Origin of the sequence: Phytohabitans flavus (assembly GCF_011764545.1) — a bacterium.
In the GTDB taxonomy this organism is placed as follows: Bacteria; Actinomycetota; Actinomycetes; order Mycobacteriales; family Micromonosporaceae; genus Phytohabitans; species Phytohabitans flavus.
Genome location: NZ_AP022870.1, coordinates 6,965,898 through 6,988,343, shown reverse-complemented (window position 1 = coordinate 6,988,343; position 22,446 = coordinate 6,965,898). Strand labels below are relative to the sequence as shown.

At 71.1% G+C, this 22,446-nt stretch carries 14 protein-coding genes, 1 tRNA gene and 2 pseudogenes; 13 read left to right on the top strand and 4 right to left on the bottom strand.

Annotation, left to right across the window (positions count from 1 at the left end; genetic code table 11):
- Window positions 1-171: 171 nt before the first annotated feature.
- The 4 genes from sepX to Pflav_RS30580 all read left to right on the top strand — a co-directional run bounded on the left by sepX (window position 172) and on the right by Pflav_RS30580 (window position 7,356).
- Complete coding sequence (gene sepX, locus Pflav_RS30595) at window positions 172-945, top strand: divisome protein SepX/GlpR (protein WP_173042723.1); 774 nt, start codon at window positions 172-174, stop codon at window positions 943-945.
- Window positions 946-1,089: 144 nt separating this feature from the next.
- A tRNA-Ala gene (locus Pflav_RS30590) sits at window positions 1,090-1,163 on the top strand.
- 889 nt (window positions 1,164-2,052) lie between these two features.
- Window positions 2,053-6,552: a ThuA domain-containing protein gene (locus tag Pflav_RS30585; protein WP_173040185.1), complete on the top strand. Its 4,500-nt coding sequence runs from the start codon at window positions 2,053-2,055 to the stop codon at window positions 6,550-6,552.
- Between the two features lie 165 nt (window positions 6,553-6,717).
- Window positions 6,718-7,356: a hemerythrin domain-containing protein gene (locus tag Pflav_RS30580; RefSeq protein ID WP_173040183.1), complete on the top strand. Its 639-nt coding sequence runs from the start codon at window positions 6,718-6,720 to the stop codon at window positions 7,354-7,356.
- A 2-nt stretch (window positions 7,357-7,358) separates the two neighbouring features.
- Here Pflav_RS30580 and Pflav_RS30575 read toward each other — a convergent pair whose 3' ends face one another.
- Window positions 7,359-7,718: an MmcQ/YjbR family DNA-binding protein gene (locus Pflav_RS30575; protein WP_173040182.1), complete on the bottom strand. Its 360-nt coding sequence runs from the start codon at window positions 7,716-7,718 to the stop codon at window positions 7,359-7,361.
- A gap of 830 nt (window positions 7,719-8,548) precedes the next feature.
- On the opposite strand from Pflav_RS30575, the gene Pflav_RS30570 reads away from it, so the two are divergent.
- From Pflav_RS30570 to Pflav_RS30550, 4 genes and pseudogenes are all read left to right on the top strand, one after another.
- On the top strand, window positions 8,549-9,043 hold the full coding sequence (locus Pflav_RS30570) for an XRE family transcriptional regulator (protein WP_173040180.1): 495 nt from the start codon (window positions 8,549-8,551) through the stop codon (window positions 9,041-9,043).
- Entirely contained in the window at window positions 9,040-9,588 is a 549-nt protein-coding gene (locus Pflav_RS30565; protein WP_173040178.1) for an ImmA/IrrE family metallo-endopeptidase, read from the top strand. The genes Pflav_RS30570 and Pflav_RS30565 overlap by 4 nt, the downstream gene beginning before the upstream one ends.
- 4 nt (window positions 9,589-9,592) lie before the next feature.
- Window positions 9,593-10,812: pseudogene (locus Pflav_RS30560) on the top strand (MAB_1171c family putative transporter).
- Window positions 10,809-12,044 carry a cytochrome P450 family protein gene (locus Pflav_RS30550; protein WP_173040171.1) on the top strand — a complete coding sequence of 412 codons (1,236 nt, stop codon included), beginning with the start codon at window positions 10,809-10,811 and terminating at the stop codon, window positions 12,042-12,044. The pseudogene Pflav_RS30560 and the gene Pflav_RS30550 overlap by 4 nt, the downstream one beginning before the upstream one ends.
- Here Pflav_RS30550 and Pflav_RS30545 read toward each other — a convergent pair.
- On the bottom strand, window positions 12,024-13,736 hold the full coding sequence (locus Pflav_RS30545) for a dolichyl-phosphate-mannose--protein mannosyltransferase (RefSeq protein ID WP_173040169.1): 1,713 nt from the start codon (window positions 13,734-13,736) through the stop codon (window positions 12,024-12,026). The two genes, Pflav_RS30550 and Pflav_RS30545, sit on opposite strands and share 21 nt — an antisense overlap.
- Between Pflav_RS30545 and rsmI the strand changes: the two genes are divergently transcribed.
- The gene (gene rsmI / locus Pflav_RS30540) at window positions 13,735-14,616 is read left to right on the top strand and encodes a 16S rRNA (cytidine(1402)-2'-O)-methyltransferase (protein WP_377307784.1); all 882 of its coding nucleotides are present in this window, start codon (window positions 13,735-13,737) and stop codon (window positions 14,614-14,616) included. The two genes, Pflav_RS30545 and rsmI, sit on opposite strands and share 2 nt — an antisense overlap.
- A gap of 39 nt (window positions 14,617-14,655) precedes the next feature.
- Here the strand turns inward: rsmI and Pflav_RS30535 are convergent, their stop codons facing one another.
- On the bottom strand, window positions 14,656-15,417 hold the full coding sequence (locus Pflav_RS30535) for a hypothetical protein (RefSeq protein WP_180201284.1): 762 nt from the start codon (window positions 15,415-15,417) through the stop codon (window positions 14,656-14,658).
- A gap of 240 nt (window positions 15,418-15,657) precedes the next feature.
- Here Pflav_RS30535 and metG point away from each other — a divergent pair.
- Together metG and Pflav_RS30525 are read left to right on the top strand one after the other, a co-directional pair.
- A pseudogene (metG, locus tag Pflav_RS30530) lies at window positions 15,658-17,480 on the top strand (methionine--tRNA ligase).
- A 75-nt stretch (window positions 17,481-17,555) separates the two neighbouring features.
- Entirely contained in the window at window positions 17,556-19,334 is a 1,779-nt protein-coding gene (locus Pflav_RS30525; protein ID WP_173040163.1) for an MFS transporter, read from the top strand.
- A 15-nt stretch (window positions 19,335-19,349) separates the two neighbouring features.
- Here the strand turns inward: Pflav_RS30525 and Pflav_RS30520 are convergent, their stop codons facing one another.
- Window positions 19,350-20,603, bottom strand: a complete 1,254-nt coding sequence (locus Pflav_RS30520) for a hypothetical protein (protein ID WP_415624346.1) — start codon at window positions 20,601-20,603, stop codon at window positions 19,350-19,352.
- A 125-nt stretch (window positions 20,604-20,728) separates the two neighbouring features.
- Here Pflav_RS30520 and Pflav_RS30515 point away from each other — a divergent pair, with 125 nt between their 5' ends.
- Both Pflav_RS30515 and rsmA read left to right on the top strand, forming a co-directional pair.
- Window positions 20,729-21,592, top strand: a complete 864-nt coding sequence (locus Pflav_RS30515) for a TatD family hydrolase (RefSeq protein WP_173040161.1) — start codon at window positions 20,729-20,731, stop codon at window positions 21,590-21,592.
- Window positions 21,589-22,434 carry a 16S rRNA (adenine(1518)-N(6)/adenine(1519)-N(6))-dimethyltransferase RsmA gene (gene rsmA, locus Pflav_RS30510; RefSeq protein ID WP_173042721.1) on the top strand — a complete coding sequence of 282 codons (846 nt, stop codon included), beginning with the start codon at window positions 21,589-21,591 and terminating at the stop codon, window positions 22,432-22,434. Before Pflav_RS30515 ends, rsmA begins: the two co-directional genes overlap by 4 nt.
- Window positions 22,435-22,446: the final 12 nt, after the last annotated feature.

Genomic DNA, 22,446 nt, shown 5'->3' with positions numbered 1-22,446 from the left:
ACCCGTCCGTGTCCTTTGGGGCATCGTTGATCTTTGGCCCCCGAGTGCTGCGGCGCGGCGCCCCTTGTTCCTGGTCAGCCCCTTTAACCTCAGTTAACTGGGACAACGGTGACGGCTTCGGCGGCGCTGCTGTGGCGACAGGTCGCCGTCAGGGTGATGGGAGGGGTGAGGGTGCCGACCTCGGTGCTCCTCGCCGTCCTCGCCGCCGCCGGGCTGCTCGCCCTCGCGCCGGCGCTGGTACGCCGGTACGACGCGACCGAGCGCCTGGTGGCGGAGCGGGCGCAGTCGACGGCGCGGGTGCTGCAACGCCACCGCCGTCGCCGTACCGTGCCCGGAGCCCGGCCGGTCCGCGCCTCCCGTGTGGTGCTCTCGCTCCGCCCGGCCGCGCCCGTCTCCGGTATCCCGGTCTCGGCGGCCCCGGTCTCGCCCGCCCCGACGAGCCGCCGTGGCCGCCTGCGCCCGGTACCGGCCAAGGCTGCCCGCCCACGCCGCCGCCCGCCCACGCGCCGCCACACGCCAGCGGTCTACCGGCGCCGCCGGGTGCTCGCCGCGCTCTTCCTGCTCAACCTGGTCGAGTTGGTCGGCGTCATCGTGGTCGGCCCCGGCTTCTGGATCAGCGTCAGCGTCACCGGCACGCTGCTGGTGGTGTACGTGGTGCACCTGCGCAACCGGGCGCTGCAGGAGCGCCGCCGGCGCCGCCAGGAGGCCCGTGAGGCCGCGTGGCTGGCGGCCCGCCAGGCGGAGGTACGGCGGGAGCAGGCCCGCCGCGCTGCGTGGCGCCGCGAGCAGCAGCGCCGGCTGGCCGCACAGCGCGAGGCGGTGCGCCGGGCCGCGATGGGGCTGGAGACCGGCGTACAGGCGCCCTCCGTGTCGTACCGCCGGGCGGGCGGGCTGCGCGGCCGGGCCTACGAGGCCGGGCGCCCCGGGGCCGCGCACTCGGCCTGATGGCTTTCCGCAGGCCAGATCCGGTGAGCGCGGCACGCCGGGATCTGATTCGCGGTGAAGGTGGGCGACCTGTTAGCCTTGTCGCCGGTCCGCTGCCACGTTTGCTGGCGAGCGGGACGGCTTGCTGGGCTCCGGCCCAGCGGCGGGGCTGTGGCGCAGACCGGTAGCGCACCTCGTTCGCATCGAGGGGGTCAGGGGTTCAAATCCCCTCAGCTCCACAAGCTTGGGCGACGTCTGTCCGCGGTTAGCGCGGACCGGCGTCGCTTGTCATATCTGCTCCGGGGGCCGAGCCCCCGGACGCCCCACGGCCGTGGTTGCGGTCCGCGTGTCGGTTGCGGTTCGAGCGGGCCCGATGGGGCTGACATGTGTCTGGGGCGAGCCCTCGGACGCCCCAGGGTGTCGTGGTCGTGGTTCGCGTGCTGGTTGCGGTGTCGTGGTTCGCGTGCTGGTTGCGGTTTGAGCAGGCCCGATCGGGCTGACATGCGTCTGGGCTGAGCCCCGGACGCCCCCACGGTGTCGTGGTCGTGGTTCGCGTGCTGGTTGCGGTTCGAGTAAGGCCCTACGGGGCCCCACAAGCGTCTGGGTCGAGCCCTCGGACGCCTCGCGGTGCGGGCTTGAGTATGGGCCCGTAGGGCCCATTTGCCTCTCGGGCGAGCGCTGGGGCGGGGGTGTAACGCGTGGGGCGTGTGGGCGCTTATTGGGGTGGACGGAGTGGCTTTTTGCAGGTCGTGAATAGCTTTTGTTCGATTGACTGAAAGATTGCATAGTCTGATCAGAAGTCAAGGCGAACGGGTATTTAGTTTTGGGAATCGGTGTTGTAACGTCCTAGACACAAGAAGGTCAAAGGGCTCCGTTGGCACCGACCCCTAGGCCTGGCGGCGCGAGGGTGTGGCATCCCTTTCCGCGATACAACCCACCCTCTTCGCTCCCACCTCCGGCGGCATCTTCGGCGAGGCCGCGTGTCCGACGTCCGCGTCGCCGTGCGGCGCGTGCGTCCTGACCCCAACCAGCCGTATTCGCAGCTCGCCGAGGCGCGTCCGCGCGTCCGGACGGCTCCAGCTGCCTGCCAAACGGGCCCGGCCGCGTCCTGGCCCGTGAAGGAGCCCGATGCACACGACCTCAATCAGACGAAGGGCCTTGGCTGCCGCCGGTGCCCTCGCGCTGGCCGCCGCCACGCTGGTCGGTGGCCCTACCGCGAGCCCGGCTCTGGCCGAGCCCGCGCCCGGGAGCACCGGCAACCAGTTCAAGGTGCTGGTCTTCACCAAGAGCGAGGGCGCGACGCCCTCGTCCACCGCGGCCGGTGTCGCCGCGATCCAGAAGCTCGGAAACGCCCAGCGGTTCGCGGTGCAGGTCACCGGTGATCCCCGGAAGTTCGACCGGGCACATCTCCAGCAGTACCGCGTCGTGGTCTTCCTGAACACCGCCGGCGATGTGCTGAGCGACGCCCAGCAGGCCGCGTTCGAGGAGTACTACCGCGATGGCGGCGGATTCGTCGGTATCCACTCGGCGATCGAGGCCGAGCCCAGCTGGTCGTTCCTGACCAACGTGCTCGGCGCGCGGGCCAGCGGTGCCTCCGCGGTCGCGCCGGCCACGATCAAGGTCGCCGACCGGGTGCACCCGGCCTCGGAGACGCTGCCCGAACGGTGGAACCGCACCGACCGGTGGTACAACTTCGCCGCCAATGTGCGCGGCGTGTCGCACGTGCTGGCCACGGTCGACGAGACCACGTACACCGGCGGCACGATGGGCGCCGACCACCCCATCACCTGGTGCAAGGACTACCAGGGCGGCCGCTCGTTCTACACCGGGCTGGGCGGTACGGCGGAAAGCTTCGGGAGCGAGGACCTCGCCGCGCACCTGGGTGGCGCGATCCGCTGGGCGGCCGGCGTGACCGACGGCGACTGCGGCGCGACCGTGCTGGCCAACTACCAGATGACCGTCATCGGGGCCCAGCCGAACGTCAACGAGCCGATCGGCTTCGATGTGCTGCCCGACGGCCGGGTGATCCAGACCGACCGCCGCGGTGGGGTGCGCCTGCACAACCCGGCCACCAACAGCACCACGGTCCTGGCCCAGATTCCGGTCTACACGCACAGCGAGGACGGCATGTACGGGCCGGCCATCGACCGGGATTTCGCGACCAACAAATGGGTGTACCTGTACTACGCGCCGACCTTGAACACTCCGGCCGGAGCCGCGCCGACCACGAGCACCGACCCGGCCGCGTGGGAGGTCTGGAAGGGGTACTTCCAGCTGTCCCGGTTCAAGTTCGTGGACGGGGAGACGCCCTCGCTCGACCTCGCGACCGAGCAGCAGATCATGCGCGTGCCGGTCGACCGGGGTGCCTGCTGCCACGTCGCCGGCGACATCGCGTTCGACTCGCACAACAACCTGTGGCTGGTCACCGGCGACGACACGCCCTCCGGTGCCGGCGGCTCCGGCGGGTTCTCGCCGCACAACGACTCGGTCAGCGCCACCGGCGTGTACCAGGCGCCGTTCGCGGACGCCCGCCGGTCCTCGACCAACACCAACGACCTACGGGGCAAGGCCCTGCGGATCACCGTCCAGCCGGACGGGTCGTACACGATCCCGCCGGGCAACCTCTTCGCCGAGTCCGCCGACCCGGGTGACAAGACCCGCCCGGAGATCTACGCGATGGGCTTCCGCAACCCGTTCCGCATCACGGTGGACAAGAACGACGTCGCGTTCGTCACCGACTACTCGCCGGACTCCTCGACCCCGCAGGTCGGGCGCGGGCCGGCCGGCACCGGCCGGATGATGGTCGTGGACGAGCCGGCAAACTACGGCTGGCCGATGTGCGTGCAGCCGAACCTGCCGTACATCGAGATGAACTGGACCACCAGCCCGATCTCGCCGGTCGCGCCCTTCGACTGCGCGGCACCGCGCAACACGTCCCGGCACAACACCGGCCTGACCTCGCTGCCAACGGTGAAGAAGTCGGAGCTGTGGTACTCGTTCCAGGCGCCGACGCCGTGCCCGGAGTCGTACCTGTCGACGCCGACCCAGACCTGTCCCGTGCTCTGGCCCGAGCTCGGCACCGGCGGGGTGGGTCCGCACGGCGCGGCGAAGTACGACTACGACCCCAACCTCGCCTCGGAGACCAAGTTCCCGGAGTACTACGACGGAGCGATCTTCTTCGGCGAGTTCACCCGGGACACTCTCAAGGAGATCCGGCTCGACTCGCAGGGCGACATCCTCAAGATCAATAGCTTGTTGAACTGCGGGCAGGCGCCGACCACGCCGACGCAGCCGTTCCTGTGCGACAACCCCATGGACATGAAGTGGGGACCGGACGGCAACTTCTACCTGCTCACGTACGGCGACGGGTTCTTCAACATCAACCCCGACGCGGCAATGCTCAAGTTCAGCTACGTCAAGGGCCTGCGGGCGCCGAACGCGGTGCTCAAGGCCACGCCGACAAATGGGCAGGCGCCGCTGAACGTGGCGTTCTCCAGCGACGGCTCGAACGACCCCGACCCGGCCGACTCGATCTCCTTCGCGTGGGACTTCGACGGCAACGGCACGACCGACTCGATCGACCCCAACCCCTCGTACACGTACACCGCCAACGGCGTTTACACCGCGCGGCTGACGGTGACCGACTCCAGCGGCAAGACGGCGTCGGCCAACACCACCATCACCGTGGGCAACACCGCGCCCTCGGTAACGGTGAACGTGCCGGTCGAGGGCGGGTTCTTCAGCTGGGGTGACAACATCCCGTGGTCGGTGACCGTCACCGACCCGGAGGACGGTCCGATCGACTGCTCCCGGGTCGAGGTCACCTTCGTACTCGGCCACGACGAGCACGGCCACGGCGAAGCCAACCAGTTCGGCTGCTCCGGCGTCCTACCGACGCTCGCCGACGACGCGTCGCATGGCGGGTACATCTTCGGGGCTATCAGCGCCCGCTACACGGACAACGGCGCGAACGGCCAGCCGGCACTGACCACAGTGGATCAGCAGGTGATCCAGGACAAGTTGCAGCAGGTCGAGTTCGCCAGCGCCCAGTCCGGTACCACCGTGGGCAACAGCGCCGACACCGGCGCCGGGCAGCAGCGCGGCAGCCTCGACCCAGGCGACTGGATCGCCATCAACAACACCGTCAATTTGCAGAACATGACCGCGGTAACCCTGCGCACCTCAGGCGGCAGCGCGGCCACGGCCGGGCAGCCCAGGTTTGCCGTGCAGCTGCGGCTGGACGCGGTGGACGGTCCGGTGCTCGCCACCGCGACGGTCAACGCCACCTCCGGCAACAACGCCTTCACCAGCACCACCGTCCCGATCACCGATCCGGGCGGCACGCACAAGCTCTACCTGGTGTTCCAGCCCGTAAGCGGGGGCCGGCCAGTGGCTTCGGCAACCTCAACTGGGTCCAGTTCACCGGCGCGGGCGTCGGCGTCACCCCCTAGCCACCTTCCGGGCGCCCCACCGGGACCGGGGCGCCCCACGTTAACCACGGGAACCCACCTCATCGATGGAAGGCAGATCGACATGAACGACAACCATGGGTTGAGCCGGCGCCGCTTTCTAGGCGCCACGGCCGGCGCGGCCGCCGGTGCCGCGGCGCTCGGCGTCACCGGCTGGCCTTCGGCCGCCGCGGCGGGAGGCAACGGGGTGCTGGTGCCGCCCGGCAAGCGCGGGATCATCCTGTACACCGTCCGCGACGCGATCAGCCGCGACCCGCTGACCACCTCGCAGCCGTCCGGCTTCCGCCGGGTGCTGGAGGAGCTGGCCCGCTTCGGCTACAAGCAGGTCGAGTTCGCCGGGTACACCCAGCACGCCAACTCGGAGGGTGGAAACAACCTCGGCAACCCGGCCGGCGCGGCGCTGCTGCGGACGTGGCTGGACGACAACGGGCTTGAGGCCGAGGGCAACCACGGCTCGATCCCGTCGACGCTCACCGACACCACGCTCGCCCAGTTCGACGCCGCCTGCGAGATCGCGGCGATCCTCGGCCTCGGGCACATCGGTACGGGCAACGACCCGACCAGCAGCAACTTCAAGGCCGACTGGGACGCCGCCGCCGAGCGGTGGAACATCCTCGGCGAGCGCGCGATGACCGGATTCGGGCTGAAGCTGTACACGCACAACCACGACGCGGCGTACAACTTCCTGCTCGACAGCGGCCCGCTTGACGCGCTCGGCCGGCCCACCCGGTCCTCCGGCGTCCGCAAGCTGGAGTACTTCCTGGCGCAGACCAGCAAGGACTACGTCTTCCTGGAGATGGACATCTACTGGGCGCACGTGGCCCAGCACCGGTTCATCAGCTACACGGCGGCTGACGGGACCGTGGTGCCGAACACCTTCAACCCGCTCGCCGTCGTCCAGGCCCAGCCCATCCGCTTCCCGCTCTTCCACGCCAAGGACGGTGCGCGCACCGCTGAGGCACCGGGAGTCGGCTCCGGATACGTGATGGTCCCCCTGGGCACCGGCAACATCGACTACGGCACGTTCTTCGCCAACATGGGCGCGAAGGGCTACCACAACCCGATGTACGAGCAGGACAACGCGCCGAGCTACGCGGGCGGTGGCTCGCTGGGCGCGGCCGCGATCAGCTACGAGAACATGGCCAGCCTGCGCGGCTGACCCGGATCCACACCGCGGTCGGCGCTACCGCCGCCGTTGTCACCCAGGCCCTCGCCGGCACCGCCGGCGAGGGCCTGTCCAGATGTGACTGGAGCCACCCTTGGTCCCGGATCGTTCGGGCGACTAACGTTAGGGCCACTAACGTTATCGAACGGGGAGCCTCACATGGCCACGCTGGATATGACGATGATGTACGCCTTCCACGACGCGTTGCGGCGGGAGGTGGAGCGGATCGCGCGCATCAGTGCGCGCCAGGATGCCGATCCCCGCGCCGTGCTGCGTACCGCCGTCGGTTGGCAGATGTTCAAGGACTACCTGCGGGTGCACCACACCTCGGAGGACGACGCGCTCTGGCCGCCGCTCCAGAAGGCTCTCGCCGAGAAGCCCGAAGACCTCGCCCTGCTCGACGCGATGGAGGCCGAGCACGCCGCCATCGACCCGCTCCTGGAAAGCGTGGACGCGGCACTGGCCGACCGCGACTCGGGGCTGGAGCGGCTCGGCGGGCTCGTCGACGCGCTCACCAGCGGGCTGGGCGGGCACCTGCGCCACGAGGAGAAGGAGGCCCTGCCGCTGATCGGGGCCACCCTCGACCGGGAGCAGTGGGCGCGTTTCGGCGAGTTGCACCGTACGCGGATCGGTGCCGACCTGTCCCGTTACCTGCCCTGGATGCTGGACAGCGTTGACCCGGCGCGTACCGAGCAGATTCTCGGCGGGCTGCCGGCGCCGCTGCTCGCGTCCTACCGGGACGAGTGGCAGCCCGCGTACGCACGGCTGGAAATATGGGGGCGCCCGGTGGCTGGCTGAGCTTAGGCGTCCAGCCGCCTGACCAGGGTCGCGGGCGCCACAGTGCGGTACGCGTCTTCGCAGAGCTCGGCGATCTCCGCCCAGTCGACCGGCCCGTCGAGTCGGACGCCGAGCCAGCCTCGGTGCCCTACGTACGGTGGGCGGAAGAAGCGCTCAGGTGCCTCGGCGGTCAGCTCGCCCTGCACGCCGGGCGGCGCGGCACACCAGAGGTGCGGGAAGTCGTTGTCGTGGTGGCCGTGCTGCCACAGCGTCACGAACGTGCTCTTCCCGCGCACGAACCAGGTCGGCGCGCCGTGACTGGGACGCTCGGTCACCTCCGGTAACGCCCCGCATATCGCCCGCAGCCGCTCTACCGCCTCCACGTCAGGAGCGTATCCGGGCGAGTCACCAGCGGAGCGTAAAGATCGGATGTCAAGGGGCCCCCATTTCCTGTCCTTTCAATGGGGCACCAGAATCGTGCAAAGAATTGTCCAAAATTGCGGTGTGGCGCTCCACGCGCGTTTATGCAGCGCCGTGAGCAGCCGCAATGCCCCACCCGGAATGTGGGTACTGTCCGGATGATAACGATTCAATGCATGTCGTCCCGGGTCGGATCCGAGAAACCTCAAGATCTCTTCAAAACGTGAGACCGGGCCCGTCTGGGCACGTCGGCAAACCTCCGTCTTGTTCGTACATGTCTGACAAATCGCATAGGCAAGGCGAACCTTAGAGGGACTGTGATCGATGTCATGGTCGTCGCGTCAGAAATCTGACCAGCGGTGACCTGTTGTGCGGTCGATCCGGGATGACTAAGCTGACCGGTGCGCGCCCCTATCGCCCGCTTCCCCCGTGGCAGGCGATCGGGGCGCGCCTCTTTGTGTCAGGCTCCGCCAGCCCGCCTGGATCTTGCGCTTGGGCATATCGGACATAGCCGGGCACAAGATCCTTCTAACTCCGCCACAGATCATGCCTGTCCGCTGACCCGCTGATATTCCCGGTATCAACTGCCATGAACGTTCCGGTTGAGTTTCTTTCACACCAGTTGACATTGTGCCCCCTTGGTCGCGAGAGTTGTCCCGGACCGTCGGCCATAACGGGGGCGCTCTCGTCTCCGCAAGGGCGCCGAGGGCGCGTGTCGGCGGCGGTCACCGGTGTGGGCCGGGACGAGCTTCTGGTCCACACCGGTTGGACCGCTCCCTCGGAGGTGATCCCGGTGACGAGTTCCGCTGAGCCGCGTACCCTCGCCGAGAAGATCAATCAGCTCTTCCGCACGATCCACCCGGGTGGCCGCGGGCCGTACAGCAACGAAGAGGTGGCCTCGGCGATCCGCGACGGCGGCGAGAGCATGTCGGCCACGTACCTGTGGATGCTCCGCCGTGGTGAGCGCACCAACCCCACGATGCGCCACCTCCAGGCGCTAGCCGGGTTCTTCGGGGTCGCGCCGGCCTACTTCTTCGACGAGGCGGTCACCCGTCGCACCGACCGCGACCTGGAGCTGCTCTCCAGCCTGCGGCAGCTGGGCGCCAAGCGGGTCGCGCTGCGCACGGTCCTTGCGAGCGCCGGGCTCTCCGAGGCCAGCCAGCAGCTCGTCCAGCAGGTCGTCGACCGCTGCCTCGAGTTGGAGGGGCTGAGCGACGAAGCCAAGCCGGACGCATCGCGCGGCGAGTCCGGTCGGGAAGCGTCAGGATCCCGCGGGGGCCCCGCATGACCCCATGGCTGAGCCGGGATGAGGGCAATGACGACCGGCGGCGGATGCGCCGCCGCTGCGCCCGGCTCGTGCGGGACATCAAGGTGCCCGTGCCGTTCGACGCGGAGGCGCTGTGCCGCGAGGTGGGTGACCGGATCGGCCAGCCGATCCACCTGCTGCCCGTCCCGATGCCCGCGGACGGCCCTTCCGGCCTGGTGATCAGCGGTACGCGGGCGCACTACCTCTGCTACGACAGCGGCACCCGCCCGCTGCACCAGCAGCACATCATCGCCCACGAGCTGGGGCATCTGATCGCCGGCCACACGACCGACCAGGTCGGTGACGCCGCGCCCGGCCCGCCCTCCCTCCTGTCCACACTGGATCCCGTCGTGGTGCGGCAGGCGCTCGCCCGGGACGCGGGCTACGACCGGCGCGAGGAGGCCGAGGCCGAGATCATCGCCGAGCTCCTGCTTCAGCGGGCGCACTCGTGGGCACCGGAGCGCACCTGGCACGTGCCGATGGACGCGGCGGATGTGGTGGCACGGATCGAGCGCTCACTAGGGTGAGCCCGTGAACGAGGTGCTGTACCCAGCACTGGCGGCGGTGGCCTGGATCGGCCTCGCCGTCAAGATCCGCGACCTGGGCCGTGGGCGCAGTCCGTCGCGGGTCGCCGTGTGCGCCGCATTGGCCCTGCTCGGCTCCACCTTCACCGTCTCGACGCCGGCGGTGTGGGGCTGGCTCGACCGCATCACGGGCGTGGCCAACCTCGCCGCCCTCTGGGCCCACCTGAGCGTTGTCGCGTTCTCCGGCACCGTGCAGCTGCTGGTGCTGTGGTGGGTCTACCCGGCCGAGGCGGCCCGCAAGCGGACCCGCACCCGTTTGGCCTTCCTCGTGGTGACCGGGGTCGCGCTCGTGGTGCTCTTCCTCGCCGCCGGGCCGACCGAGCCGCGTACGACGGACTTCGTGGCCACCTACGCCGGCCACCCGATCTTCGCCGCGTACCTGCTGGTCTACCTGTCGGCGTTCGCGCTCGGCATGGTCGACGTGGTGGGGCTCTGCTGGCCGTACGCGCGGGTCGCCGGCCGCTCCTGGCTCCGGCGCGGGTTGCGAACCACGGCGGTCGGCGCGGCGAGCGGGCTGGTCTATTCGGCCGTACGGGTCGCCGACGTGATCGGTGCTCAGGTGGGTGCCGACATCAGGCGGTGGGAGCCGATCGCGCCACCGGCGGCCAGCCTCGGCGCCCTTCTGGTCATCCTCGGGCTCACGATGCCGGCGTGGGGCCGCGGCTGTCCGAGTTTCGCGGGTGGTTGCGCCGCCGGCGGCAGTACCGGCAGCTCCAGCCGCTCTGGTCGGACCTGCACCGGCTGATGCCCCAGATCGCCCTGGAGCCGCCGGTGGCCGCCCCGCTGTCCAACCTGGACCGCCGCCTGTACCGGCGGGTGATCGAGCTGTACGACGGCTCGCTGGCGCTCCGCCCATACCTGGACGAGGCCGCCGCCAATCGGGCCGGACGGATCGGTACCCGGCTGGGGATGCGGGCCGACGACCTGGCCGCGGTGATGGAGGCGGCCCGGCTGCGCGGCGCGGTGCGCGCGTACGGTCACGGGGCGCCGCAGCCGGCTGTCGAAGAGGACGCCATGCCGGCCCGCCTGGACGAGGGCACCGACTTGGCCGAGGAGGTGGCCCGGCTGGTGCGCGTCTCGCGCGCCTACGCTGGCTCGCCGGTCGTGGCCGCCGCCGTTGCCGGCCGCGACGCACTGCCCGCCGAAGAGACCGAGGTGGCAATGTGACACATGACGTGGGACCCGCACGGAAGATCACGCTGCCGGACGGGTCACCCGTCTGGCTCGTGACGCGGTACGCCGAGGTCCGGGCGGCACTCGCCGACCCGCGGCTCTCCCTCGACAAGCGCCACGCGCACGGGTGGGCTGGCTTCAGGCTGCCGCCGGCGCTCGACGCCAACCTGCTCAACATGGACCCGCCCCAGCACACCCGGATCCGCGCGCTGGTGAGTCAGGCGTTCACGCCGCGCCGGGTGGAGGAGATGCGGCCGGGCGTGCAGGGCATCGCCGACCGTTTGCTCGACGCGTTTCCCACGAGCGGGCCGGTGGACCTGATCGCCGCGTACGCCGAGCCGCTCCCGATCGGCGTGATCGGTGAGATGTTCGACGTGCCGATCGAAGACCTCGCCCGCCTGCGCGGCTGGACCAACGACATGGTCACCGGCTCGCGGGAGGCGGCCGGCGCGGCGATCGTGGCGATCCACCACTTCTTCGCCGGTCTTGTCGCGCACCGCCGAGCGGCGCCCGGTACCGACCTGCTCTCCGCGATGATCGCCGCGCGCGACGAGGGCGACCGGCTCTCCGAGGACGAGCTGACGTCGCTGGCGTTCCTGGTGCTCTTCGCCGGGTACGAGAACAGCGTCAACCTCATCGGTAACGCTGTCCTGGCGCTGCTGGCCGGCCCGGGGGCTGGCGACCGCCGTTCCGAGGAGCGCAGCGACGAGGGCGGCGGAAGCCGGCAGCCCGGGACGACAGCGAGCGGAGCGAGCGCAGCCAACTCAGCCCCCGCGTGGGCGGCAGCGCTCCGCGCCGACGAGTCGCTCCTGCCGGCCGCCGTGGAGGAGATCCTTCGGTACGAGGCGCCGGCGCCGGTGTCAATCCGCCGCTTTCCCACCGAGGACGTGACGATCGGCGAGGTGACCGTCCCCAAGGGCGAGACGGTGTTGCTGGGGCTGGCGGCGGCCAACCGTGACCCGGAGCGGTGGGCCGGCGGTGACGTGCTCGACCTGGCCCGCGCGGAAAACCCGCACGTCTCGCTCGGCCACGGCATCCACTACTGCCTGGGCGCGCCGCTGGCCCGGCTGGAGGCGCGGGTCGCCATCGGTACGCTGCTGCGCCGCCTGCCGGACCTGACCCTGGCCGTGCCCGAGGAGGAGCTGCGCTGGCGCCCGACCTTCCGTACCCGGGGCCTTGTCGAGCTCCCCGTACACGTCCAGCCCCTAAATCCAGCGGCTGCCTAGCCACATCCGGGCCGACCAGTCCTCGTACGGGATGAACTGGCCGACGTAGATCGGATAGAAGTACGCGAAGCAGACCGCGACCAGCAGCACATAGGCGCCGGCGACCACCGCGCCGACCATCCGCCGGTCGACGCCCGACTCGGTGGAGCCGCCGCCGTCACTGGTGGCCAGGGATCTGGCCGGATTCATGATCGCGCCCAGCACGTACACGACGGCGAGGACCAGGAACGGCTCGGCCGGCAGCGCGTAGAAGGCGAACATCGTGCGGTGCTGGGTGGCGAAGTAGAACCACGGCAGCAGGGCGGCCGCCACGCTCAGCAGGATCGCGCCGGCCCGCCAGTCGCGGCGGGCGATGCCGAACCAGGTCAGCGCGACCAGCGCCGGGATGAACGACCACCACAGCAGCGGGGTGCCGAGCAGCAGGATGTGCGAGGCGCAGCTGGATGCCCCGCAGGCACCGTCGGTGGTCCAGTGGAACGCGATCGGGCGGCCGAGCAGCAGCCACTGCCAGGGCCACGACTGGTACTGGTGCTTGTCGTCAAGCCCACTGTGGAACTTGTACGCCTCGACGTGGTAGTGCCACAGGTTGCGCAGTGGCCCGATGATCGGCGGCTCGGACTGGCCGTTGTCGGCGAGCCAGTGCCGGAAGTACCCCTCGTCGGTGAAGAACCACCCCGACCAGCTCGCGGTGTAGGTCAGCACCATCACCACGCCGCCCAGCGCCAGCCAGCCGGTCTCGCCGATGAACGTGTCGCGCCACGGGCGGGCCACACCCGCCGAGCGGCGCGCGCCCACCTCCCACAGCACGATCATCAGCACGAACACCGGCACGAACCAGATCGCGCTCCACTTGACCGCGCACGCGCAGCCGAGCAGTGCGAACGTGGCTATGCGCCACCACGGCACACCGATGGGCAGCCGCCCTGCGGGGCCGGGCGCGGTGGGGTCGAGGCCGCCCTCCAGCGCGCGTAGCCAGCGGGCACGCCGCGAGTCGCGATCCATCACCAGCGTGCCGAACGCGGCCACGATGAAGAACATCAGGAAGATGTCGAGCAGCGCGATGCGGGAGAGCACGAGGTGAAACCCGTCGAGCGCCATCAGCAGGCCGGCCGCGCACCCCAGGACCGTCGAGTGGAACATCCGGCGGGCGACCCGGATCATGATCAGGATGGAGAGGGTGCCGATGACAGCGCCGGAGATCCGCCAGCCCCACTCGTTGTACCCGAAGATCTGCTCGCCGATCGCGATCATCCACTTGCCGAGCGGCGGGTGCACGACGTAGGCCGGGCCGTTGTTCTTTTCGTCCCACTCCACGCCGTGCTGCAACATGTCCCAGGCGTCGGTGGGGTAGTAGACCTCGTCGAAGATCAGGCCCTTTGGCCGGTCGAGGTTGACCAGCCGGAGGATGCCCGCGATGAGCACGATGACGCCGGTCGCCAGCCACGAATACGGATCAAGGCGCGCCTCGAACGGCAGCAGACGCCGCCGCACGATCTCGGCGACGCCGGAACGCTCCGGCTCGCTCGCGGGCCTGTCTTCGCCATCGGCTACGGCACCGGTGGTCTCGGCCGCCTCAGGGGCGGCCTCCGGTGCCGTGGGGCTGGCTGTCTGTGCTGTCGCCGCCGGGGTCACCCCGCGATCGTAGGCTGCCGGAGTGTGATCTGGCGCGCACTGCCCATGTGTTGGTTCCATGATTATCGATGAAAGGCCGTTGACTGTGGGTGAAACGTCCGAAACCGGGAGGTTAGTGCTGGTTGGTGCGCCGCTCGGCAATGCCGCCGACGCGTCCGCCCGACTGCGCGCGACCCTGACCACCGCCGACGTGGTGGCGGCCGAGGACACCCGCAGGCTGACCCGGCTGGCGCGCGACCTGGAGATCGACGTCCCCGGCCGGATCGTCTCCTACTTTGAGGGCAACGAGGAACGCCGTACTCCGGATCTGGTCGACGCGCTCCGGGAGGGTGCGCTCGTCGCACTGATCACGGACGGTGGCATGCCGAGCGTGTCCGACCCGGGCTACCGGCTCGTGCGGGCGGCGCTCGACGCCGGGGTGCCGGTCACCGCGGCCCCCGGCCCCAGCGCGGTCACCACCGCGCTCGCGGTCTCCGGGCTGCCCGCGGACAGGTTCTGCTTCGAGGGCTTCCTGCCCCGGGGCGGCGGTGCCCGGCGCGGCCGGCTGCGCGAACTGGCCGCCGAGCCGCGCACGATGGTCTTCTTCGAGGCGCCGCACCGGGTGGCCGCCTGCCTCGCCGACCTGGCCGAGGCGTTCGGGGCGGAGCGATCTGCGGCGGTGTGCCGGGAGCTGACGAAGACGTACGAGGAGGTGCTCCGCCGCCCGCTCGGCGAGCTGGCCGCCTGGGCCGCGGCATCCCCGCCGCGCGGCGAGATCACCCTGGTCGTGGGCGGAGCCGCGCCGGCCGATCGGGAAGCACCGGCCGCGGACGAGGTCCGGGCCGCGGTCGCCCGGCTGGAGGCCACGGGTACCACCCGGCGCGACGCCATCACGGCGGTGGCCGAGGAGTACGGGCTGCGGCGGCGCGAGGTGTACGAGGTGGTGCACGCCGCCCGCTAGGCGTGCTGCCGGATTCAGGCCGCTCAGAAGGTCGCGGCTTCAGAAGGTGGCGGCGAGGAAGGCGACCGCGACGAGGAGAGGGGCGGCGAGGCCGGCGAGCGTGGCGCGGCGCCGGGCGCGGCCGCTTTCGAGGCGCAGGGCGCCGGTGGCCCACACGATGCCGATGCCGCAGAGCAGGACCAGGCCCATGCCGAGCCCCCAGCGCAGGTGGAGGAGGACGTCACTGGCCGCGTCGACGTACGCCCGGCCGCTGTCCGAGCCCACCATCTTGGCGGACACGATGGTGCCCGCGCCGCCCCGGTCGCCGACGCCGAGCAGCCGTACCCGCTCGGCCGTGAAGGCGCCACCCTCCGCCGTGAACTCGCCAAGGCACCGCTGCGACACCCCGTTTCCGGTGCACTCGGTCACGGTGGCGGTGCCCTCGTCGCCATGCCCGACCGCCAGCCAGAGCGGCTCGGCGCTGACCCACGCGAAAAACGTCGCCAGCAGCGCGAACACCAGCAGCGCGATAAGCCCCGTGGCCGGCCGGCGGGGCGGCTTGGGCGGCCGTCCGGGGCGCCCACGCATGGGCGGACGGCGCGAGCCGAGCGACATGTCCTGGACAGGCATCCAGAACGGCCGCTCGGCAGGCGGTTCGGCGCTGTCGAGCCGCGGGTCGGCGTCCGCGGGCGGGCCGCCGGACAGGACGCCTGCCGAGGCCGGCGCGGTCGGCGCCAGCGGGCCGTCGGGCGTCAAGGGCTCGCCGGGCGGTGGGCGCAGGGTGACCGTCGGGGCCGGCGGGATCGGGTCGATGGGGCGCACCGCGGCGAATCTCGCCGCCGCGGCTGCCGCGTCGCCGCGCCACCAAGCGCCATCCGGACCGTCCGACGCCCACGGACTGCTCCCGGCCGGTGTGTCGGGCGGCTGCGTTTCGCCTGGTTGCGGCGCTGATCCGGTCACAACTTTCATTGGACAACGGCAAGTGGCGCTGGCCGCGTAACGCTCTGCGCGTGTCGGGCGATTCTCTGTTGCGGGTCGGGCTGGGAGGACCCCGTACCGGCCATGGGCAAGGGCCTACGCTTGGGCGCTATGAGTCACGTTCTCGCGGCGGTCGCCTGGCCGTACGCCAACGGCCCGCGCCACATCGGTCACGTCTCCGGCTTCGGGGTGCCCTCCGACGTGTTCAGCCGGTACATGCGGATGGCCGGACACGACGTGCTCATGGTCTCCGGCACCGACGAGCACGGAACGCCCATCCAGGTCCAGGCCGACAAGGAGGGCGTGACCCCGCGCGAGCTGGCCGACCGGTACAACCGGGTGATCGTGGAAGACCTGCACGGGCTCGGCCTGGCGTATGACCTCTTCACCCGTACCACCACCGGCAACCACTACGCCGTCGTGCAGCAGCTGTTCGAGGGCTGTACCGCAACGGGTACATCGTTCCCAAGGTCACGATGGGCGCGATCTCGCCGTCGACCGGGCGCACGCTGCCCGACCGGTACATCGAGGGCACCTGCCCCATCTGCGGGTACGACAGCGCGCGCGGCGACCAGTGCGACAACTGCGGCAACCAGCTCGACCCGATCGACCTCGTCAACCCGCGCTCCAAGATCAACGGTGAGACGCCGCGGTTCGTGGAGACCGAGCACTTCTTCCTCGACCTGCCCGCGTTCGCCCAGGCGCTCGGCAAGTGGCTGGACACCCGCGAGGGCTGGCGCCCCAACGTGCTGCGCTTCTCCAAGAACCTGCTCGACGACCTCCAGCCTCGCGCGATCACCCGCGACCTTGAGTGGGGCGTGCCGATCCCGCTGGAGGGCTGGCGCGATCGTAGCGACAAGCGGATCTACGTGTGGTTCGACGCGGTGATCGGCTACCTCTCCGCCTCGATCGAGTGGGCCCGCCGCTCCGGCGACCCCGAGGCGTGGCGCCGCTGGTGGGAGGCGGACGGCGCGGGCAAGGACGCGCGCGGCTACTACTTCATGGGCAAGGACAACATCGTCTTCCACTCGGTGATCTGGCCGTCGCTGCTGCTCGGGTACTCGGGCGAGGGCGACCGCGGCGGCGAGCCGGGCGACCTGGGCCGGCTCAACCTGCCGACCGAGGTCGTCTCCAGCGAGTTCTTGACCATGGAGGGGCGCAAGTTCTCCTCGTCCCGCCAGGTCGTCATCTACGTGCGCGACTTCCTCGACAGGTACGACGCGGACGCCCTGCGCTACTTCATCGCGGTCGCCGGGCCGGAGAGCCAGGACACCGACTTCACGTGGGCGGAGTTCCTGCGGCGCAACAACGACGAGCTGGTGGCCGGCTGGGGCAACCTGGTCAACCGCTCGGTCTCGATGGCCGCCAAGAACTTCGGCGCGATCCCGCCCGCTGGCCCTCTGACCGACGAGGACCGCGCGCTGCTGGAGACCGCGAAGGCGGGGTTCGCGCAGGTGGGTGGCCTGATCGAAAAGCACCGCCAGAAGCAGGCGATCAGCGAGGCGATGCGGGTCGTGGGCGAGGCGAACAAGTACCTGTCCGACCAGGCGCCCTGGAAGATGAAGGACGACCCGGAGCGGATGGGCACGGTGCTGCACGTGGCGCTCCAGGCGGTGAGCGACTGCAACACGCTGCTCACCCCGTTCCTGCCGCACAGCGCGCAGCGGGTGCACGAGCTGCTCGGCGGTACCGGTGTGCACGCGCCGATGCCCTCGATCGTCGAGGTGGAGGATCTGGACGGCGGCCCGTCGTACCCGATCCTGACCGGCGACTACACCGTCGGTGCGCGCTGGGAGTCGGTACCGATCGAGGCTGGTCGCTCGCTCGCGACGCCGAAGCCGGTCTTCCGCAAGCTCGATCCGTCGATCGTCGACGAGGAGCTGGCCCGCCTAGACCCACGGGAGTAGACCCGGGGGAGTAGGCGGCACCCCGACAGATTTCAGGGTGTCGTGCGGAGCCGCGTACCCGGAAGACTGGCAGGTGTGAAGACACCGGCCGCTGCCCTGACCGGTGCCGTGGCACTGGCGTTCGCCGACGCGTCGATCGTCGCTTTGGCGCTACCCGCGATCTACGCGCGCTTCGACACCACGATCGTCGGCGTCTCCTGGGTCCTGACCGGGTACGCGGTGGCGGTCACGGTCGCGGCGGTGGCCTTGATCCTCGTCCGCCGGTGGCTGCCGACCAGACCCCTGACCCTGGGCGGGCTCGTGCTCTTCGCCGCCGGCTCGACATGGTGCGGCGTCACCGGCTCGCTGGCCGGCCTCTTCGCCGGCCGGGTGGTGCAGGGCATCGGGGCGGCCGCGCTGCTGGCCGGCGCCCTTGAGCTGCTCAGCGCACACGTGGGCCGCGATCGGGGCCGTCGCTTGTGGAGCGGCGCCGCGACCGCCGGCCTGGCCGTGGGGCCGGCGCTGGGCGGGGCGCTCACGGAGGCGTTCGACTGGCGGGTGATCTTTATCGCCCAGGTGCCGGTGGCCCTGCTGGCGCTCGCGGTGCTCGCCACGTCGCGTACGCCGGAGCTCGAGCCCGAGTCCGATGGACCCTCCACAAATCCACTGTGGGCGACCGCCGGCTACGTCACGCTCTTCGCCGGTCTTGTCGCTGCGCTGTTCCTCGGCGTGCTGCTGCTGGTCGAGATCTGGCGGTTCAGCCCGCTGGCCGCCGCGTTCGTGATGATGGCGCTGCCCGCCGGCACGATCGTCGCCAGCCGCCTGACCGCGACCGCTGGCCCCGCGGTCCGCGTGGTGGGCGGCACGCTCGCGCTCTCCGCAGGGCTGCTCGGCCTGGCGTTTCTGCCCGCAGCGAGCCTGACCTGGGCGGCTGCGGCCCTCTTCCTGTGCGGCGCCGGCTCCGGCGTGGTGACGCGGGTGCTCTCGTCGGCCGCCGTGCCCGCCTCGGCCCCGCTCGTGCGCTCCGGCGGCTCGGTGGTGGCGGCCAAGCACGCCGGCTTGGTGCTGGGCCTCGTCGTCATCGCGCCGCTGCTGGCCGGCACGCTCACCGACGGCGCGGAGCAGGCCGTCGTCACCGGCACCGGCGTGCTGCTCGACGCGCGCATGCCGGTGCAGGAGAAGCTGTCGCTGGCGCTCTCTGTGCGCGACACGTTCGCCGAGGCGCCGCGTGGGGCCGTGCCCGACCTGGCCGCCGTCGTCGACACCACCGACCGCAGCGCCGCGGCCACCGCCGTGGTCGAGGAGGTCGACCAGCGGCTCAGCGCCGTGCTCACCCGGGCGTTCCGCCCGGCTTTCCTGGCCGCCGCCGCGCTCGCTCTCCTGACCATCCTGGCCGCTTTCGGCGTCCGCAAGACCCCGATGGGATACGCGCGGTCGCGTGCCGCCCCGACGGCGATCCTTGCCGTTCTCGTCCTGGCCGGGCCCGCCCTGGTCGGCGCGGAGGCGGCCGCCGGTGCCCGCGACTACGGGCGCTATCAGGAGACCGACCCGTGCGCGGCACCCGCCGACCCGTACCCGGGCGAGGGCGTGGACGCACTGGTCCAGCGCGTGGCCTACGGCGCGCTGCACGGCGCGGCGTGCGAGCTCGGCCTGTCCCGCGAGCGCTTCCTGCTCGCGCTGGCCGGGCAGCCGGGTTTCGCCGATGTGGAGTGGGACCTGGAGACCGTGGAGCGCACCGTGCGCGCGGCGGCCAACAAGGCGCTCGACGACATCGAGCAGCGCGGCGACCTGCCCGGCTGGACGATCAGCCTGGTACGCGCGGCGGTGCGGTCGATGCCGCTGGAGGAGATCCTGCGGGCCGTGGGCCTCAAATGAGCCAGCGCGACCCGGCTAGCCGAGCGCGTACTCGATGTTGACCGTGCGGTGGTCGGTGATCTCGGCCGCTGGCGCCCACGCCTCGTAGATGCCCCGCTCGTAGCACTGCGCGCCGAGGGCCGCCACGTTGTCCGGGTTGGGACGGCACAAGCGCAGCCGGGTCCAGCCCGACTCCTGGCGCAGCACCAGGCAGTCGGCGCCCCGCCACCGCGCATACGACGCGCGGCGGGCCAGCGCCTCCACCGGGTAGCGCGCCGCCCGCGTCATAGCCAGCACCCGGAACTCGCCGGGCGGGTCGGCCACCGCCTCGTACTCCTGGCCGCGGTAGCGCCCCACCAGGCGGGTGGACTTGGTCTTCTCGTCGCTCGGCACGTACTCCTGCTCGGGCACGATGTCGGGCACCCCGTTGAGCAGGTGGCGCCACTGCGGGCCGACCATGCGCAGCCAGCCTCGCTGCTCCGGCTGGTACGTATACAGCACGACCTCGGTGCCGTCCGGCGTATACGCCAGCAGGGTGGCATTGGCCGGCAGCGGCAGGTCGGCGAGGTCGGTGGTGACGAACTCGGGGATCACGAACCGACCGCTCGGGGTGAACCCTGTGCCCAGCACCGGCGCACCCATCCGGTCGTGCGAGGGCATGCCGACCAGCCCGCGGTGGTTGTCGCCGAGCGGGACCTCGAAGTCATACGGATCGACGGCCCGCCACCGGATCGCGAAGACGACGTCCGGGTCGTCGCGTGTCGACTCGCTATCGGTGCGCAGCAGCGCGAGGTCGGCCGGCGTGCGCAGGTGGGCGATGTCGTGCTCGCGGTAGCAGAACCCGTGCGGCAGCCAGCCCCGCAGGTAACCGTTGAGCTGGCGGGCGGAAAGCACCTTGAACATGCGGGTGCCGCGCCGGATCGTCGCGGTGCGCCGGATGCCGCTGATCGTCGGGTCGTGCGCGTAGACCGGGGACTGGCTGAGCGTGTGGATGTCGCGCCACCCGAGGGCCCGGTTGAGCGGCACCATGAGCGGTGTCTCCGGCCCGTCGGGTGTGGCCGGGCGCATGCCCTGCACGGCCGTCACCTCGGTCACGTGCACGAAACGGTGCCACGGGTGCGCGGAGCCGGGCCGGGGGTTGCGCTCGAAGCCGTCGGTCGGGTCGAAGCTGAACAGCTCGAAGGCCGCGCCGTGGGCGAGCTCCTCGGCCGGGTAGACGACCCCCTCGAAGGTGACATGCAGCCCTGCCCCAGCCATGTGCGGCTGCGTCGGCGAGGGGGTAACTGTCACCCGCCTGACAATAGGGCGCAGCCTGTGCTGGTGGGTGAACGCTGGGTTACGCCTGCCTGTGACACCTGGCACGACGCAACAGGACTAGGTAAACGCCAGTGAACGGAGCCGGCGGAACGCGTGGGATGCTGGGCGCGATGAGGAGTACGCGACGCCAGCGCCAAGGGGAGTTTCCGCCGGCACCGGAGCCGCTGGCGGTTCCCGTGATCGACAGCCACACGCACCTGGACATCACCGTGGCCGAGGAGGGGGCGCCCGGTGGGGTGGCGGAGCTCGTGGGGCTCGCCGCCACCGCGGGCGTCGACCGGCTGGTGCAGGTCGGCGTCGACGTGGAGTCCTCGCGCTTGGGTGTCGATCTCGCCGCCCGGCACTCCGCCGTCGTCGCGACCGTGGCGCTGCACCCCAACGAGGCACCCCGCCTCGGCGCCCAGCTAGACGAGGCTCTTCGGGTGATCGAGGGGCTGGCGGCCGACGAGCGGGTACGCGGCATCGGCGAGACGGGGATGGACACGTTCCGCACCGGCGACGAGGGGCGGGCCGCGCAGGAGGCGAGCTTCCGCGCGCACATCGCGATCGCCAAGCGGCACGGCAAGGCGCTGGTGATCCACGACCGGGAGGCACATGCGGACATCCTGCGCATCCTGGACGACGAGGGCGCGCCGGAAACCGTGGTGCTGCACTGCTTCTCTGGGGACGCCGACTTCGCGGCCGAGTGCGTCCGTCGGGGGTACCTGCTGAGCTTCGCCGGCACGGTCACCTTCGCCAACGCGGTGGCCCTGCGCGACGCGGCCCGGGTGACGCCGATCAAGCAGATGCTGGTGGAGACCGACGCGCCGTACCTGACCCCGATGCCGTTCCGTGGCCGGCCCAACGCCTCGTACCTGATTCCGCTGACCGTCCGCGCCTTGGCGGAAACGACCGGGGCCGACCTCGACGACCTCTGCGCCGCGATCTCCGCGACCGGCGACCGCGTCTTCGGACCGTGGTGACCGACCTGCTCGGCCCGGCGGAGATCCGGGAGCTGGCCGCGCGGCTGGGCATCGCGCCCACCAAGCGGCTCGGCCAGAACTTCGTGCACGACCCCAATACGGTGCGGCGCATCGTGTCGGCCGCCGCGCTCGACCCGGACGACGTCGTGGTCGAGGTGGGGCCGGGGCTCGGGTCGCTCACCCTGGGACTGCTGCCGGTCTCCCGTCACGTACACGCCGTGGAGATCGACCCGGTACTGGCCGGTGCGCTCGCCGATACCGCCGGCCACCCCGGCAACCTCACTGTGCACCGGGCGGACGCGCTGCGGGTCACCGCCGCGGAGCTCGACCCGGTGCCGACCGCGCTGGTGGCCAACCTGCCGTACAACGTTGCCGTGCCCGTGGTCCTCACCCTGCTCGCCGAGCTGCCCACGCTGCGGCACGGGCTGGTCATGGTGCAGAAGGAGGTCGCCGACCGGCTGGTGGCCGGCCCTGGCTCCAAGGTGTACGGGGTGCCGTCGGTCAAGCTCGCCTGGTACGCGAGCGCACGCACCGCCGGCCGGGTACCGCCGAGCGTCTTCTGGCCCGTACCGAACGTCGATTCCGGCCTCGTCGCCTTCACCAGGCGAGAGCCGCCGGCCGCTCCGCGCGAGCGGGTGTTCGCGGTCGTCGATGCCGCGTTCGCCCAGCGGCGCAAGACCCTCCGCGCCGCGCTGGCCGGCTGGGCGGGCGGCGCCGACCGTGCGGGAGCCATGCTTGAGGCGGCCGGGGTCGATCCGGGCGCGCGTGGGGAGTCCCTGACCGTGGACCAGTTCGCCGCCATAGCGCTTGCCGCGCCCGTACCGAGCCGGGCCGCCGAGTAGGCTGACCACGTG